Raw genomic sequence first — 14,487 nt, 5'->3', positions numbered from 1 at the left:
TCCCGTCCGCCCCACCCGCCTGGTGAACACCCGCACCTCGGACCTTACGGAGTACCCCTCATGCATGACGACCGCACCCTGGTCGAAGGCCGTCTCAAGCGCGTCCTCGACGAGCGCATCCGACCCGCCGTGTACCCCGAGTCCGTGCCGCTGGAGGTCGCGGTGTGGAACGCGCCGGGCGAGCCGGTGCCGGTCGAAGAAGGGCTCGCGGCGACGCCCGAGCCGATCGCGGTGGGCGCGCGATGGGGCGCTCCGTGGGCCACCTGCTGGTTCCGCGTCACCGGGACGGTGCCCGAGGCCTGGGCGGGCCGGACCGTCGAGGCGATCCTCGACCTCGGCTTCGACGAGAACATGCCCGGCTTCCAGTGCGAGGGCCTGGTCTACCGCCCGGACGGCACTCCGGTGAAGGGCCTCAACCCGCGCAACCAGTGGGTGCGCGTCGGCGCCCCGGTGGAGGGCGGCGAGGAGGTCCGCCTGCACATCGAGGCGGCGTCCAACCCGGTCATCCTCGACTACCATCCCTTCCTGCCGACGCAGTTGGGTGACAAGGAGACCGCGGGCAGCGAGCCGCAGTACACGCTGGCGCGGATGGATCTCGCGGTCCTCGACGAGACCGTGTGGCAGCTCGTCATGGATCTCGAAGTGCTCGGCGAGCTGATGGCCGAGCTGCCGGTGGAGTCCGCGCGGCGCTACGACATCCTGCGCGCCGTGGAGCGCGCGCTCGACGCGGTCGATCTCCAGGACGTGAACGGCACGGCGGCCGCCGCACGCGAGCGGCTGACGGGCGTCCTGGCCGCGCCCGCCGTGCCGTCGGCACACCGCATCAGCGCCGTCGGCCACGCTCACATCGACTCGGCGTGGCTGTGGCCGCTGCGCGAGACCGTGCGCAAGGTGGCGCGGACGACGTCCAACATGACGGCGCTCCTGGAGGACGAGCCCGACTTCGTCTTCGCCATGTCGCAGGCCCAGCAGTGGGCGTGGGTCAAGGAGCACCGGCCCGAGGTGTGGGCGCGGGTGAAGAAGGCGGTCACCGACGGGCGGTTCGTGCCGGCGGGCGGCATGTGGGTGGAGTCGGACACCAACATGCCGGGCTCGGAGGCGATGGCCCGTCAGTTCGTGCACGGCAAGCGGTTCTTCCTCGACGAGTTCGGGATCGAGAACGACGAGGCGTGGCTGCCCGATACGTTCGGCTTCGCCGCGGGGCTTCCGCAGATCATCAAGGCCGCGGGCTCCAAGTGGCTTCTCACGCAGAAGATTTCGTGGTCGCAGACCAACAAGTTCCCCCACCACACGTTCCAGTGGGAGGGCATCGACGGCACCCGGATCTTCACGCACTTTCCGCCCGTGGACACGTACAACTGCTCCATGAAGGGCAGCGAGATCGCCCACGCGGCGCAGAACTTCAAGGACAAGGGGGTCGCGCGGCACTCGCTCGCGCCGACCGGCTGGGGTGACGGGGGCGGCGGCACGACGCGCGAGATGGTCGCGAAGGCGGCCCGCCTCCGTGACCTCGAAGGGTCCGCGCAGGTGGTGTGGGAGACGCCGGAGGAGTTCTTCAAGAAGGCCGAGGCGGAGTACCCGAACCCGCCGGTGTGGGTCGGCGAGCTGTACCTGGAACTCCACCGCGCCACGCTGACCTCCCAGGCCAGGACGAAGCAGGGCAACCGGCGCAGCGAGCACCTGCTGCGCGAGGCCGAGCTGTGGGCCGCGACCGCTGCGGTGCGGGCCGGATTCCCTTACCCGTACGAGGAGTTGGACCGGATCTGGAAGACGGTGCTGCTGCACCAGTTCCACGACATCCTGCCCGGCTCGTCGATCGCCTGGGTGCACCGCGAGGCGCGCAGGACCTACGAGCGGGTCACGCAGGAGCTGAACGGCATCATCGGCGCGGCCCAGCGCGCCCTGGCCGGTGAGGGCTCCGGGACGCTCGTCTTCAACTCGGCGCCGCACACCCGCGACGGCGTGCCCGCGGGCGGCGCCCGTAACCCGGTCATCGAGGGCGAGGCCGCGATCGCTTCGCGTGCGGCGGGCGGATTCGTGCTGGACAACGGGCTGTTGAGGGTGGAGATCGACGACCGGGGCCTGGTCGTGTCCGCGTACGACCTCGTCGCGGGTCGCGAGACCGTGGCGCCGGGCCGGGCCGCGAACCTGCTGCAGATCCACCCGGACTTCCCGAACATGTGGGACGCGTGGGACGTCGACGAGTTCTACCGCAATACCGTGACGGATCTCGTGGACGCCGACGAGGTGGCCCCCGGCGAGGGCGCGTCGGTGCGCGTCGTGCGCAGCTTCGGAGACTCGCGCGTCACCCAGGTTCTCTCGCTGACGGCGGGTGAGCGGCGGCTCGGGATCGACACGGAGGTCGACTGGCACGAGACGGAGAAGTTCCTGAAGCTGGCGTTCCCGCTGGACATCCACGCCGAGCGGTACGCGTCCGAGACGCAGTTCGGGCACTTCTTCCGGCCCACGCACACCAACACCAGCTGGGAGGCGGCCAAGTTCGAGGCGTGCAACCACCGGTTCGTGCACGCCGAGGAGCCCGGCTGGGGCGTCTCGCTCGTCAACGACTCGACGTACGGCCATGACGTGACGCGGACCGTGCGGGACAGCGACTCGGGCACGACGACCACCGTCCGTGTCTCGCTGCTGCGCGCGCCGCGCTTCCCCGACCCCGAGACCGACCAGGGTGTGCACCGCTTCCGGCACGCGCTGGTGCCGGGCGCGACGATCGGGGACGCGGTCCGCGAGGGCTACCGGATCAACCTGCCGGAGCGGCACGTGACCGGCTCCGGCGAGGTCGCTCCGCTGGTGGACGTCGACCAGGACGCGGTCGTCGTGACGGCGGTCAAGCTGGCCGACGACGGCAGCGGCGACGTGGTGGTCCGCTTCCACGAGTCCCGCGGCGGCCGGGTGCACGCCACGCTCACGGCGGGCTTCGAGGTCGCGGCCGCGGCGGCGACGGACCTCCTGGAGCGTCCGCTCGCCGACGCGGCGGACCCGGAGCGCGACGGCGACCGGATCACACTGTCGCTGCGTCCCTTCGAGCTGGTGACGCTGCGTCTGAAGCGGGCCTGAGCCGGCGTAGTCGTCCGGTGGGCCGGTCACGGAACCGGCCCACCGGACGGCGCGTTCAGTCCTCCGCTCCGGGTGCCGTCCCGGCCTCCCGGGACAGCAGGATCAGGCTGCGGGCCTCGACCAGCACATCGGTGCCCCGCTTGTGTTCCAACTCGTCCGCGACACCTTGCGGGTCGGTGGTGTCGATCCGGGTGGTCCACCGCTCGCCGTAGGTGGCGTCCGGGAGGCGGAAGCGGACCGGCTTCCAGTAGCTGTTGAGGAGCAGCAGGAAAGAGTCGTCGACCACCGGCCGCCCGTACGGAGTGGGCTCGGCGATGGCGTCGCCGTTGAGGAACACGGCGACCGAGTGGGCGTCGCCGCGCTGCCAGTCGTCGTCCGTCATCTCGCGCGCGTCCGGGCGCAGCCACACGAGGTCGGGCAGGAGCCGGCCCTCGTGGGTGTGCGTGTCTCCGCGGAAGAAGCGGCGGCGGCGCAGCACCGGGTGGGCGGCGCGCAGGGCGATGGTGCGCCGGGTGAACTCCATCAGCTCGCGCTGGTCCTCGCTCAGGCGCCAGTCGATCCAGGAGATCTCGTTGTCCTGGCAGAAGGCGTTGTTGTTGCCCTGCTGGGTGCGGCCCAGTTCGTCGCCGTGGGCGAGCATGGGGATGCCCTGGGAGAGCAGCAGCGTGGCGAGGAGGTTGCGCTGCTGCCGGCCACGCAGTTCGAGCACGCCTTCGTCGTCGGTGGGCCCCTCGGCGCCGCAGTTCCACGACCGGTTGGTGCTCTCGCCGTCCCGGTTGTTCTCGCCGTTGGCCTCGTTGCGCTTGGCGTTGTACGAGACCAGGTCGCGCAGCGTGAATCCGTCGTGGGCGGTGACGAAGTTGACGCTGGCGCGCGGGCGGCGGCTGTCGTGCTGGTAGAGGTCGGAGGAGCCGGTGAGCCGGGAGGCGAACTCGGCGAGGGTGTTCTCGCCGGAGCGCCAGAAGTCCCGTACGGAGTCGCGGTACTTGCCGTTCCACTCCGACCACTGGGGCGGGAACTTGCCGACCTGGTAGCCGCCCTCGCCGACGTCCCACGGCTCGGCGATGAGCTTGACACGGCCGATCACCGGGTCCTGCTGGATCAGGTCGAAGAACGCGGAGAGCCGGTCCACCTCGTGGAACTGCCGGGCCAGCGTCGCCGCGAGGTCGAACCGGAAGCCGTCGACGTGCATCTCGGTGACCCAGTACCGCAGGGAGTCCATGATGAGCTGGAGCACGCTGGGGTGCCGCATCAGCAGGCTGTTCCCGGTGCCGGTGGTGTCGTAGTAGTGCGCAGGGTCGCCGTCGACGAGCCGGTAGTAGGACGCGTTGTCGATGCCTCGGAAGGAGAGCGTCGGGCCGTTCTCGTTGCCTTCCGCGGTGTGGTTGTAGACGACGTCGAGGATCACTTCGAGGCCGGCCGCGTGCAGCGCCTTCACCATCGACTTGAACTCGGTGACCTGCCGGCCGCGGGTGCCCCGGGCGGCGTACGCGTTGTGCGGGGCGAAGAAGCCGATCGTGCTGTAGCCCCAGTAGTTCGACAGGCCCTGGTCGCGCAGGAAGCCGTCCTGCGCGAACTGGTGCACCGGCATCAGCTCCACCGCGGTCACGCCCAGCGAGGTCAGGTGCTCGATGACCGCCGGGTGCGCGAGGCCCGCGTAGGTGCCGCGCAGTTCGGCGGGGACCTTGGGGTGGGTGCGGGTCAGGCCGCGTACGTGGGCCTCGTAGATGACGGTGTCGGCGTACGGGCGCAGGGGCGGGCGGTCGTTGCCCCAGTCGAAGGCGCTGTCGGTCACCACGGCGACAAGGGTGTGGCCCGCGCTGTCGGCCGGGGACGGTCCGGCGGCCGTCCGCTCGAAGAGCGAGGGGTCGTTGTCCATCTGTTCGTCGATGGCGGTGGCGTACGGGTCGAGGAGCAGCTTCGCGGGGTTGCAGCGGTGGCCCGCCGCCGGGTCCCACGGGCCGTGCACGCGGTAGCCGTAGCGCTGGCCGGGGCCGACGGCGGGCAGATAGCAGTGCCATACGAAGCCGTCGACCTCGGTCATGGTGACCGTGTCGTGGGTGCCGTCGTCGTGGAGGAGGACGAGGTCGACGCGCTCGGCAACCTCCGTGAACAGGGCGAAGTTCGTTCCGTCGCCGTCGAATGCCGCGCCGAGGGGATAGGGGCGTCCGGTCCAGGTGAGCATCCGGCCACGGTACGGATGATCTTGGTATCGGTGTCGTCACCGCGCCGTCCGCGCCTCGTCTGCCGCGCGCCCGGCCCTCGTGTGCCGCTGTCCTGGCACGCCGCCGGGCCGCGGCTGCCGAAGCAGACCGCGGCCCGGTGCGACACGCTCCGGTCGGAGCGCCGTGCTGCTGTCACATGACCGGCGTCGGGCGGACCACCCTGCGCGGGACGGACAGTTGCGGCTCGCGTGCGCGGGCTGCCGGGGCGGTGGCCACGAGCGGATCCGTGACCACTGACCCCGCGAACGCCGGGACAGGCACCTCGCGCGGCATCTCGAGCGCTTCGCTGATGCGCGGCGGGGGTCCGACCGGGACCAGCGGTGCCCGCTCGCCGAGACGGGCACGGCGCGAGAACCAGATGATCTTCCCCGTGGCGGTGGCGCAGCCGCCCCAGCCATCGCTCAGCGCGGCAATCTCCGCAAGGCATCCCTCCTTCGGGGCGTAGTGCGGGCCCGGCAGGTCACGCTCGTGGTCGGACACCGCGGTGATCAGATGCTGGCCGTTCCACCACATCTCGACGGTGGTGTTCTTGTCCGTGGCGTGCTCGTCGATCGTGTGAAGCAACACCTCGACGCCGCGGCAGACGGGGTCGACGAGAATGTCCAGCTTCCAGTACCGGAGGTGGGCGGCCAGGATGCGCCTGACCTGCCCGACACGCTCCGAACTGACCTCGACGTCGAGGTGGTAGTAGCAGGGGACTGCTGTATTCATCGTCTTCGGCTCCTCACCGGCGAAGCCCCCGCTCGTTGCTCGCCCCCCACGGGTCGCACCCCGAACACGTAGCGTGAGCACTGATCGCTCCTGAGTCAGCCTCAGGATGAGAGCGCTACTCCATTCGTGCAACACGAGGAGCCGCTCCCGGCGTCGTTGAAGCTCCAACAGGACGGGAAGTACCGCCAAATGCACCATGGGACGAGGTACCGATCGGCGTAACGGTTCGGTACCTGTCCGTGCACGGCCCCAGCGCACCGACCCGGTGCACCGTGCGCATCGAAGAGTGGGAAGTGAACAGAGACATGTTGCTGCCTACCAAGACCGAAGTCGCCAGTCATCTGGCGCGGTACCGCGCATGGGAACGCCTGCGGCTGGCGGCGCCCGCCGACCGCCAGGTGCGGGCCCACTTCGAGGACACGGCCTACACGTTGTGCGTGCTGATGGGAAAGCGCTGCGGGCGCGAGGCCGCCGACGCGGCCGAGCGCTATCTCCGTCCCAGCGTGGAGCATCCGCCCATGGCCGCCCCGCCGCTCGCGGCGCCCGCGGTCGCCGTCGCCGCCCTCAGCGGGCGGTGACGCCGGACCCTCCGGCAGAAGCGGGACGCCGGCCGACACGCCCTGAACCGGGGCATTTCCCGACAGGCCGAGCCCGGTCGGCTCCCGTAGCGTGTCGCCGGAGGGACGCAGCCCGTCGGTGACACCCTGCTGTGCCCGGCCACGTGCCGGGCCAACTGGTGTGCGAGTGACGGCGCGTCCCGTGGCGCATGTGAACCCGGCGGCCCCCGAGCGAGGACGGCCCTGCCTCGAGCACGGCGGAGGTGCAACTGATGAACCCAGGCACGGTGACGGGCCGCGTCCCGATCGTGGACGTCCTCCCGGCCGTCGACTGCGGCAGGCGTCCGGCGAAGGCGGTCCCGGGCGAGACGTTCGAGGTCTCCGCCACGCTCTTCGGCGAGGGCCATGCCGCCGTCTCCGCCAATGTCGTGCTGCGCGGCCCCGACGGCCGGCCGGGCCCGTGGACCCCGATGCGTGAACTGTCCCCGGGCAGCGACCGCTGGGGCGCCGACGTCACCCCGACGGCCGTGGGCAACTGGACGTACTCGGTGGAGGCGTGGGGCGATCCCGTGTCCTCGTGGCGCCGGTCCGCCGGCATCAAGGTCCCGGCCGGGATCGACACGGAGCTGATCCTGGAGGAGGGCGCCGCGCTGCACGAGCGTGCCGCCGCCGGCGTTCCTGAAGGCGCGGGACGCAACGCGGTCCTCGCGGCCGTGGACGCGCTCCGCGACGAGGACCGGCCTCCCGCCGCCCGCCACGCGGCGGCCCTCGCGCCGGACGTGACCGCCGCGCTGGCGGAGCATCCGCTGCGCGAAAACGTCTCCCGCTCGGCGCCCCTGCCGCTGCTCGTCGAGCGCGAACGGGCGCTGTACGGGGCCTGGTACGAGATGTTCCCGCGCTCCGAGGGCGCCGTGGTCCGCGAGGGCGAACGCCCGGTGAGCGGCACGTTCCGCACGGCGGCCGAGCGCCTTCCCGCCGTCGCCGCCATGGGTTTCGACGTGGTCTATCTGCCGCCGATCCATCCCATCGGCACCACCTTCCGCAAGGGGCCGAACAACAGCCTGTCGGCCGACCCGTGGGATGTCGGAGTGCCGTGGGCGGTCGGCTCGCCCGAAGGCGGTCACGACGCGATCCACCCGGACCTCGGCACGCTCGACGACTTCGACGCGTTCGTGCGCCGGGCCGGGGAACTCGATCTGGAGATCGCGCTCGACTTCGCCCTCCAGTGCTCCCCGGACCACCCGTGGGTGGAGAAGCACCCGGAGTGGTTCGAGCACAGATCCGACGGCACGATCGCGTACGCGGAGAACCCGCCGAAGAAGTACCAGGACATCTACCCGATCGCGTTCGACCAGGACATGCTGGGGCTGATCGAGGAGACGACCCGGGTTCTGCGCTTCTGGATGCGTCACGGGGTCCGCGTCTTCCGCGTCGACAACCCGCACACCAAGCCCGTCATGTTCTGGGAGCGGGTGATCTCCGACATCAACCGCAGCGACCCGGACGTCGTGTTCCTCGCCGAGGCCTTCACCCGGCCCCCGATCATGCGGGCGCTCGCCAAGGCCGGTTTCCAGCAGTCGTACACGTACTTCACCTGGCGCGACACGAAGCAGGAGCTCACCGAATACCTCACGGAGCTCTCCCGGGACACGGCCGCCTACATGCGTCCCAACCTGTTCGTGAACACACCCGACATCCTGCCCCGCTACCTCCAGAAGGGCGGCCGCCGCGCCTTCGAGGTGCGCGCCGTGCTCGCGGCCACACTCTCCCCGACCTGGGGGATGTACGCCGGATACGAGCTGTGCGAGAACACCCCGCTACACCCCGGTAGCGAGGAGTATGTGCATTCGGAGAAGTACGAACTGCGGCCGCGCGACTGGGAGTCGGCCGAGCGCGAGGGGCGCTCCATCGCCCCGCTCATCACCACCCTGAACCGCGTCAGGCGGAACCACAGCGCCCTGCACCTGCTCAGGAATCTCCACTTCCACCGGACCGACAACGACGCGCTGATCGCGTACAGCAAGCGTTCGGGCCCCGACACGGTTGTGGTGGTCGTCAATCTCGACCCCCACCACACCCAGGAGGCGACGGTTTCTCTGGACATGCCTCAGCTCGGACTCGACGCGCACGCGAGCGTGCCGGTCCACGACGAGCTGACCGGCGAGACATACCAATGGGGCAGGACGAACTTTGTGCGTCTGGAACCGGGCCGCGCGCCCGCGCACATCCTCACCGTCCTGCGACCGTCCTCACCGCCCACCGGAGGGTCACCCACCACATGATCGTCAACAAGCCCGTCCAGGACAAATTCGAGGACACCCCCGCCAAGGACCGGGATCCCGACTGGTTCAAACGTGCCGTCTTCTACGAGGTCCTCGTCCGCTCCTTCCAGGACAGCAACGGCGACGGAGTCGGCGACCTCAAGGGCATCACGTCCAGGCTGGACTACCTCCAATGGCTGGGCGTGGACTGCCTGTGGCTGCCGCCGTTCTTCAAGTCCCCACTGAGGGACGGCGGTTACGACGTATCCGACTACACGGCGGTCCTGCCCGAGTTCGGCAATCTCGCGGACTTCGTGGAGTTCGTCGACGCCGCGCACCAGCGCGGGATGCGCCTGATCATCGACTTCGTCATGAACCACACGAGCGACCAGCACCCGTGGTTCCAGGAGTCCCGCAAGGACCCCGACGGGCCGTACGGCGACTACTACGTCTGGGCCGACGACGACAAGCAGTACGAGGACGCGCGGATCATCTTCGTCGACACCGAGGCGTCGAACTGGACCTTCGACCCGGTGCGCCAGCAGTACTTCTGGCACCGCTTCTTCTCCCACCAGCCGGATCTCAACTACGAGAACCCGCGCGTGCAGGAGGAGATTCTCGCCGCGCTGCGCTTCTGGCTGGACCTCGGCATCGACGGCTTCCGGCTCGACGCCGTGCCCTACCTCTACGCCGAGGAAGGGACCAACTGCGAGAACCTCCCCGCGTCCCACGCCTTCCTCAAGCGCGTACGGGCCGAGATCGACGCGCACTACCCGGACACGGTCCTGCTCGCCGAGGCCAACCAGTGGCCTGAAGACGTGGTCGACTACTTCGGCGACTACACCTCCGGCGGCGACGAGTGCCACATGGCGTTCCACTTCCCGGTCATGCCGCGCATCTTCATGGCTGTACGCCGCGAGTCGCGCCACCCGGTCTCGGAAATCCTGGCCAAAACGCCCGCCATTCCCTCGAGTTGCCAGTGGGGCATCTTCCTGCGCAACCACGACGAGCTCACGCTCGAAATGGTCACCGACGAAGAGCGCGACTACATGTACGCGGAGTACGCCAAGGACCCGCGCATGCGGGCCAACATCGGCATCCGCCGCCGCCTCGCGCCGCTCCTCGACAACGACCGCAACCAGATCGAACTCTTCACCGCCCTGCTGCTCTCCCTGCCGGGCTCGCCGATCCTCTACTACGGCGACGAGATCGGCATGGGCGACAACATCTGGCTCGGCGACCGCGACGCGGTCCGTACACCGATGCAGTGGACACCCGATCGCAACGCGGGCTTCTCGTCCTGCGACCCGGGCCGACTCTCCCTGCCCACGATCATGGACCCGGTCTACGGCTACCAGGTCACGAACGTCGAGGCCTCGATGTCGTCCCCGTCCTCGCTGCTGCACTGGACGCGCCGGATGATCGAGATCCGCAAGCAGAACGAAGCGTTCGGCCTCGGCTCGTACACCGAACTGCCGTCGTCCAACCCGGCCGTGATCGCGTTCCTGCGCGAGTACAAAGACGACCTCGTCCTGTGCGTGCACAACTTCTCGCGCTTCGCACAGCCCACCGAGCTCGACCTCCAGGCCTTCGACGGCCGCCACCCGGTCGAGCTCATCGGTGGGGTCCGCTTCCCGGCCATCGGCCAGCTCCCGTACCTGCTGACCCTTGCGGGCCACGGCTTCTACTGGTTCCGGCTCCGCAAGGAAGCCGTCAGCACCACGTGGTGACCGGCGGCCCCACGCCCCTGGGTCCGTCTGTCCGCCCTCGAAAGGAGTCGTCGCCATGCCCAAGGCCGCACTGCAGAGTCCGACCGGCGTCAGCCCCTCTCTGCTGCTGAACTCACTCGCCGGTCTGCTGCATGAATGGCTGCCGCGGCAGCGCTGGTTCGCGGGGAAGGGCCGGCCCGTCACCGGGCTGACCCTGGCCTCGATGACCGAGCTGCACCCGGGCTGCCTGCACCTGCTGTTGCGCGCCGAGCACGCCTCGCAGGCGATCCGCTCCGGCTCGGGCACGCCCCCGGCCGACAATCTCTACCAACTCCTGCTCGGCGTAAGGGAGATGCTGCCGCCGTCGCTCGCGCCGGCCTTCATCGGCCGCGCGACCGAGGGCCCGCTGACCGGCCTCATGGTGTACGACGCCCTCCAGGAGCCCCGGTCGGCCGGGCTGCTCCTGGAACGGCTGCGCCACCCGGGCACGGCGGGCCCCCTGCGCTTCGAACGCGACCCGCAGGTCACCGTGCCCGCCGGGCTCACGCCACGCGTCCTCGACGCCGAACAGTCCAACACGTCGCTGGTGTACGGGGATTCGTTCATCCTGAAGGTCTTCCGGCGTGTCCAGGCCGGCGTCAACCCGGATCTGGAAGTGCCGCGGGCGCTCGCCCGACAGGGCTGCACCCGTGTGCCGGGACCCGTCGCGTGGTTCCGCACCTCGCAGCCCCAGCAGGCGACGCTCGGCGTCCTCCAGCCGTTCCTGCCCGACGCGGACGACGGCTGGACCCTCGCGCTCCGGTCGCTCGCCTCCGGCAGGGACTTCACCGACGAGGCGTACGAACTGGGGCGGGCGACCGCCGAGATCCATCTCGCGCTGACCGCGGCGTTCCCGGTCGACACCACTGTGCCGCACCGCAACCGGCACCTCGCGCAGGCGATGACCGAACGCCTCGAATCCACGGCCCGCTCCGTGCCCGCGGTGCTTCCGCACGCGCCGGGGCTGCGGGCCGCGTTCGACGCGTTCGCGCTCGTCGACTCGGCGCGGCCCCCGCAGCGGATCCACGGCGACCTCCATCTGGGGCAGGTGCTGTGGTCGGAGCAGCAGTGGTTCGTCATCGACTTCGAGGGCGAGCCGGCCCGCCCGCTCGCCGAACGCCGCCACGCGCAGTCCCCCGTACGCGATGTGGCGGGCATGCTCCGCTCCTTCGACTACGCGGCCCGCACCCGTCTGCCCTGGCGGCCCGAGTGGTCGCTGCGCTGCCGGGACGCCTACTGCGCCGGCTACGCGGCCGAGTCGAAGTCGGACCCGCGCGAGGAACCCGACCTGCTCCGCGCCTTCGAGACGGACCGGGCCCTTTACGAAGTGCTGTACGAGGCGCGGCACCGGCCCGACTGGCTGCCCGTGCCGATGGCGGCGATCAGCCGCCTCGCCGATCCCCGCTGAACCAGGCGGCGGCAACCCCGCCGTCCGCCTGCAGAACTCGCTCACCCCCGAGGAGACAGAACCGTGGCAGCTCGCAAGACCTCCGCCCCCAAGGCCGTCGGCCTGTCCGACAAGCCCGGCTCCGGTCGCCTCAAAGTCCTGCCCGCCCCCGTTCTGGACGGGGCGGACCGCGGACGCCTGCTGTGGGGTGAGCATCACGACCCGCACTCCCTGCTCGGCGCGCACCTGGTGGACGGCGGTGTCGCATTCCGGGTGCTGCGGCCTTACGCCCAGGCCGTCGCCGTGTCGGTCAAGGGCCGGCGCGTGGAGCTCCGTGACGCGGGTGACGGTCTCTTCACCGGTGTGCTGCCGCTCGACGCGATTCCCGCGTACACGCTGCTCGTGACGTACGACGGGGACGAGCGGGAGGTGCATGACCCCTATCGCTTCCTGCCCGCTCTCGGGGAGTTCGACCTGCATCTGATCGGCGAGGGGCGGCACGAGGAGCTGTGGACCGCTCTGGGCGCCCAGCCGATGACGCACGAAGGGGTCGCGGGCACCCGGTTCACGGTGTGGGCGCCGAACGCGCGCGGCGTGCGCGTCTGCGGGGACTTCTGTGCCTGGGACGGCACCGCGTTCCCGATGCGGTCGCTCGGCTCGTCGGGCGTGTGGGAGCTGTTCCTGCCGGACATCGGCGAGGGAGCGCTGTACAAGTTCGACATCACGCGCCCCGACGGTTCGCACACCGTGCGCGCGGACCCGCTGGCCCGGCGCACCGAGGTGCCGCCCGCGACCGCGTCCGTCGTGACGGAGTCGTCCCACACGTGGGGGGACTCCGCGTGGATGAAGAAGCGCGGGCAGCGTCCGGTGCACGAGGCGCCCTTCTCGGTGTACGAGGTCCATCTGCCCTCCTGGCGGCCGGGCATGAACTACCGCGATGTCGCCGACCAGCTCGCCACCTACGTGAGTGATCTCGGCTTCACCCACGTCGAGTTCATGCCCGTGGCCGAGCATCCGTTCGGCGGGTCGTGGGGCTACCAGGTCACCGGCTTCTACGCCCCGACGTCCCGCATGGGCACACCCGACGACTTCCGGTACCTCGTCGACACCCTGCACCAGGCAGGCATCGGCGTGATCGTGGACTGGGTGCCGGCCCACTTCCCGAAGGACGACTGGGCGCTGGCGGGCTTCGACGGCACCGCCCTGTACGAGCCGCAGGACCCGCGCCGCGCCGAGCACCCGGACTGGGGCACCCTCGAGTTCGACTACGGCCGCAAGGAGGTCCGCAACTTCCTGGTCGCCAACGCCGTGTACTGGTGCGAGGAGTTCCACATCGACGGCCTGCGCGTCGACGCCGTCGCCTCCATGCTCTACCTCGACTACTCGCGCGAGGAAGGCCAGTGGTCGCCGAACGGGCACGGCGGCCGCGAGAACCTCGACGCCGTGGCCTTCCTCCAGGAGATGAACGCGACGGTGTACCGCCGCTGCCCGGGCGTCGTGACGATCGCCGAGGAGTCGACCGCGTGGGACGGCGTCACGCGGCCGACCCACCACATCGGCCAGGGCGGCTTCGGGGGTCTCGGCTTCGGCCTGAAGTGGAACATGGGCTGGAGCCATGACTCGCTGCAGTACATCGTGCACGAGCCCGTGCACCGCAAGTACCACCACAACGAGCTGACGTTCTCGATGGTGTACGCCTACAGCGAGAACTATCTGCTTCCCCTCTCGCACGACGAAGTGGTGCACGGCAAGCGCGCGCTCGTGTCGAAGATGCCCGGCGACTGGTGGCAGCGGCGAGCCGACCACCGCGCGTACCTCGGCTTCATGTGGGCCCACCCGGGCAAGCAACTCCTGTTCATGGGGCAGGAGTTCGCGCAGGGGGCCGAGTGGTCGGAGGGGCACGGCCCGGACTGGTGGCTCCTCGACCCGGCCTACGAGGCCGAGCCGGACCACCGCGGGGTCCTCGACCTGGTGCGCGACCTCAACCACGAGTACGCGGCCGCGCCCGCCCTCTGGGAACGGGACACCACGCCCGCGGGGTTCTCGTGGATCACCGCGGACGCGGCCGACGACAACGTCCTCGCGTTCCTGCGGTTCGCGGCGGACGGCGCGCCCCTGCTGGCCGTGTGCAACTTCTCCCCGGCGGTCCGCGAGAACTACCGGCTCGGCGTGCCGGACTCGGTCCCCGGCTGGTTCGAGGTCCTGAACACGGACGCGGCAAGGTACGGCGGCAGCGACGTCGTCAACGCCGGCGTCCTCAAGCCGGACCCTCGGCCGAGCCACGGCCGGCCCGTCTCGATCCAGCTGACAGTGCCGCCGCTGGCGACGGTGTGGCTGCGGCCTGCCTGACCGGCGTCGAGGAGGTGGGCGAGGGCCGTCGCCGGGTCACGTGGAGTGGCGGCGGCCAACGGGGGGTACGGCAGCGCTGTGGTGAGGGGCTTCCGTCGGTGGTGATGGCGGCGGCATTGCAGGGGTGTGAAATCACCCGGGGCGCCCGGGACCGCGCTTGACCGTGTCGCGCAG

General features: G+C 70.4%; 8 protein-coding genes. 6 read left to right on the top strand and 2 right to left on the bottom strand.

What is annotated here, in order from left to right:
* The first annotated feature begins 60 nt into the window (after nucleotides 1-60).
* Complete coding sequence (locus ACY0PA_RS40220; protein ID WP_473082279.1) at nucleotides 61-3,075, top strand: alpha-mannosidase; 3,015 nt, start codon at nucleotides 61-63, stop codon at nucleotides 3,073-3,075.
* A 55-nt stretch (nucleotides 3,076-3,130) separates the two neighbouring features.
* Here the strand turns inward: ACY0PA_RS40220 and glgX are convergent, their stop codons facing one another.
* Entirely contained in the window at nucleotides 3,131-5,260 is a 2,130-nt protein-coding gene (glgX, locus tag ACY0PA_RS40215) for a glycogen debranching protein GlgX (protein WP_473082278.1), read from the bottom strand.
* Between the two features lie 172 nt (nucleotides 5,261-5,432).
* The gene (locus ACY0PA_RS40210) at nucleotides 5,433-6,011 is read right to left on the bottom strand and encodes a pep a2 (RefSeq protein WP_473082277.1); all 579 of its coding nucleotides are present in this window, start codon (nucleotides 6,009-6,011) and stop codon (nucleotides 5,433-5,435) included.
* Nucleotides 6,012-6,316: 305 nt separating this feature from the next.
* Here ACY0PA_RS40210 and ACY0PA_RS40205 point away from each other — a divergent pair, with 305 nt between their 5' ends.
* The 5 genes from ACY0PA_RS40205 (at nucleotide 6,317) to glgB (ending at nucleotide 14,313) form a co-directional block, all read left to right on the top strand.
* Nucleotides 6,317-6,589: a DUF5133 domain-containing protein gene (locus tag ACY0PA_RS40205; protein WP_473082276.1), complete on the top strand. Its 273-nt coding sequence runs from the start codon at nucleotides 6,317-6,319 to the stop codon at nucleotides 6,587-6,589.
* Nucleotides 6,590-6,840: 251 nt separating this feature from the next.
* A complete protein-coding gene (locus tag ACY0PA_RS40200) occupies nucleotides 6,841-8,850 on the top strand; it encodes an alpha-1,4-glucan--maltose-1-phosphate maltosyltransferase (RefSeq protein WP_473082275.1) in 2,010 nt (669 codons plus the stop codon).
* A complete protein-coding gene (gene treS / locus ACY0PA_RS40195; protein WP_473082274.1) occupies nucleotides 8,847-10,559 on the top strand; it encodes a maltose alpha-D-glucosyltransferase in 1,713 nt (570 codons plus the stop codon). The genes ACY0PA_RS40200 and treS overlap by 4 nt, the downstream gene beginning before the upstream one ends.
* A gap of 55 nt (nucleotides 10,560-10,614) precedes the next feature.
* The gene (locus ACY0PA_RS40190; RefSeq protein ID WP_473082273.1) at nucleotides 10,615-11,985 is read left to right on the top strand and encodes a maltokinase N-terminal cap-like domain-containing protein; all 1,371 of its coding nucleotides are present in this window, start codon (nucleotides 10,615-10,617) and stop codon (nucleotides 11,983-11,985) included.
* Between the two features lie 102 nt (nucleotides 11,986-12,087).
* A complete protein-coding gene (glgB, locus tag ACY0PA_RS40185; protein ID WP_473086584.1) occupies nucleotides 12,088-14,313 on the top strand; it encodes a 1,4-alpha-glucan branching enzyme in 2,226 nt (741 codons plus the stop codon).
* Nucleotides 14,314-14,487: the final 174 nt, after the last annotated feature.

Source organism: Streptomyces sp. DS1-CR2 (genome assembly GCF_055760475.1).
Note: the sequence above shows the minus strand (reverse complement) of the source record. Positions and strands in the feature narration are given on the sequence as shown.

Excerpts from the sequence above, each read along its gene's own strand:
- ACY0PA_RS40220 (WP_473082279.1), top strand. The coding sequence starts at position 61 with ATGCATGACGACCGCACCCTGGTCGAAGGCCGTCTCAAGCGCGTCCTC.
- glgX (WP_473082278.1), bottom strand. The coding sequence starts at position 5,260 with ATGCTCACCTGGACCGGACGCCCCTATCCCCTCGGCGCGGCATTCGAC.
- ACY0PA_RS40210 (WP_473082277.1), bottom strand. The coding sequence starts at position 6,011 with ATGAATACAGCAGTCCCCTGCTACTACCACCTCGACGTCGAGGTCAGT.
- ACY0PA_RS40205 (WP_473082276.1), top strand. The coding sequence starts at position 6,317 with ATGTTGCTGCCTACCAAGACCGAAGTCGCCAGTCATCTGGCGCGGTAC.
- ACY0PA_RS40200 (WP_473082275.1), top strand. The coding sequence starts at position 6,841 with ATGAACCCAGGCACGGTGACGGGCCGCGTCCCGATCGTGGACGTCCTC.
- treS (WP_473082274.1), top strand. The coding sequence starts at position 8,847 with ATGATCGTCAACAAGCCCGTCCAGGACAAATTCGAGGACACCCCCGCC.
- ACY0PA_RS40190 (WP_473082273.1), top strand. The coding sequence starts at position 10,615 with ATGCCCAAGGCCGCACTGCAGAGTCCGACCGGCGTCAGCCCCTCTCTG.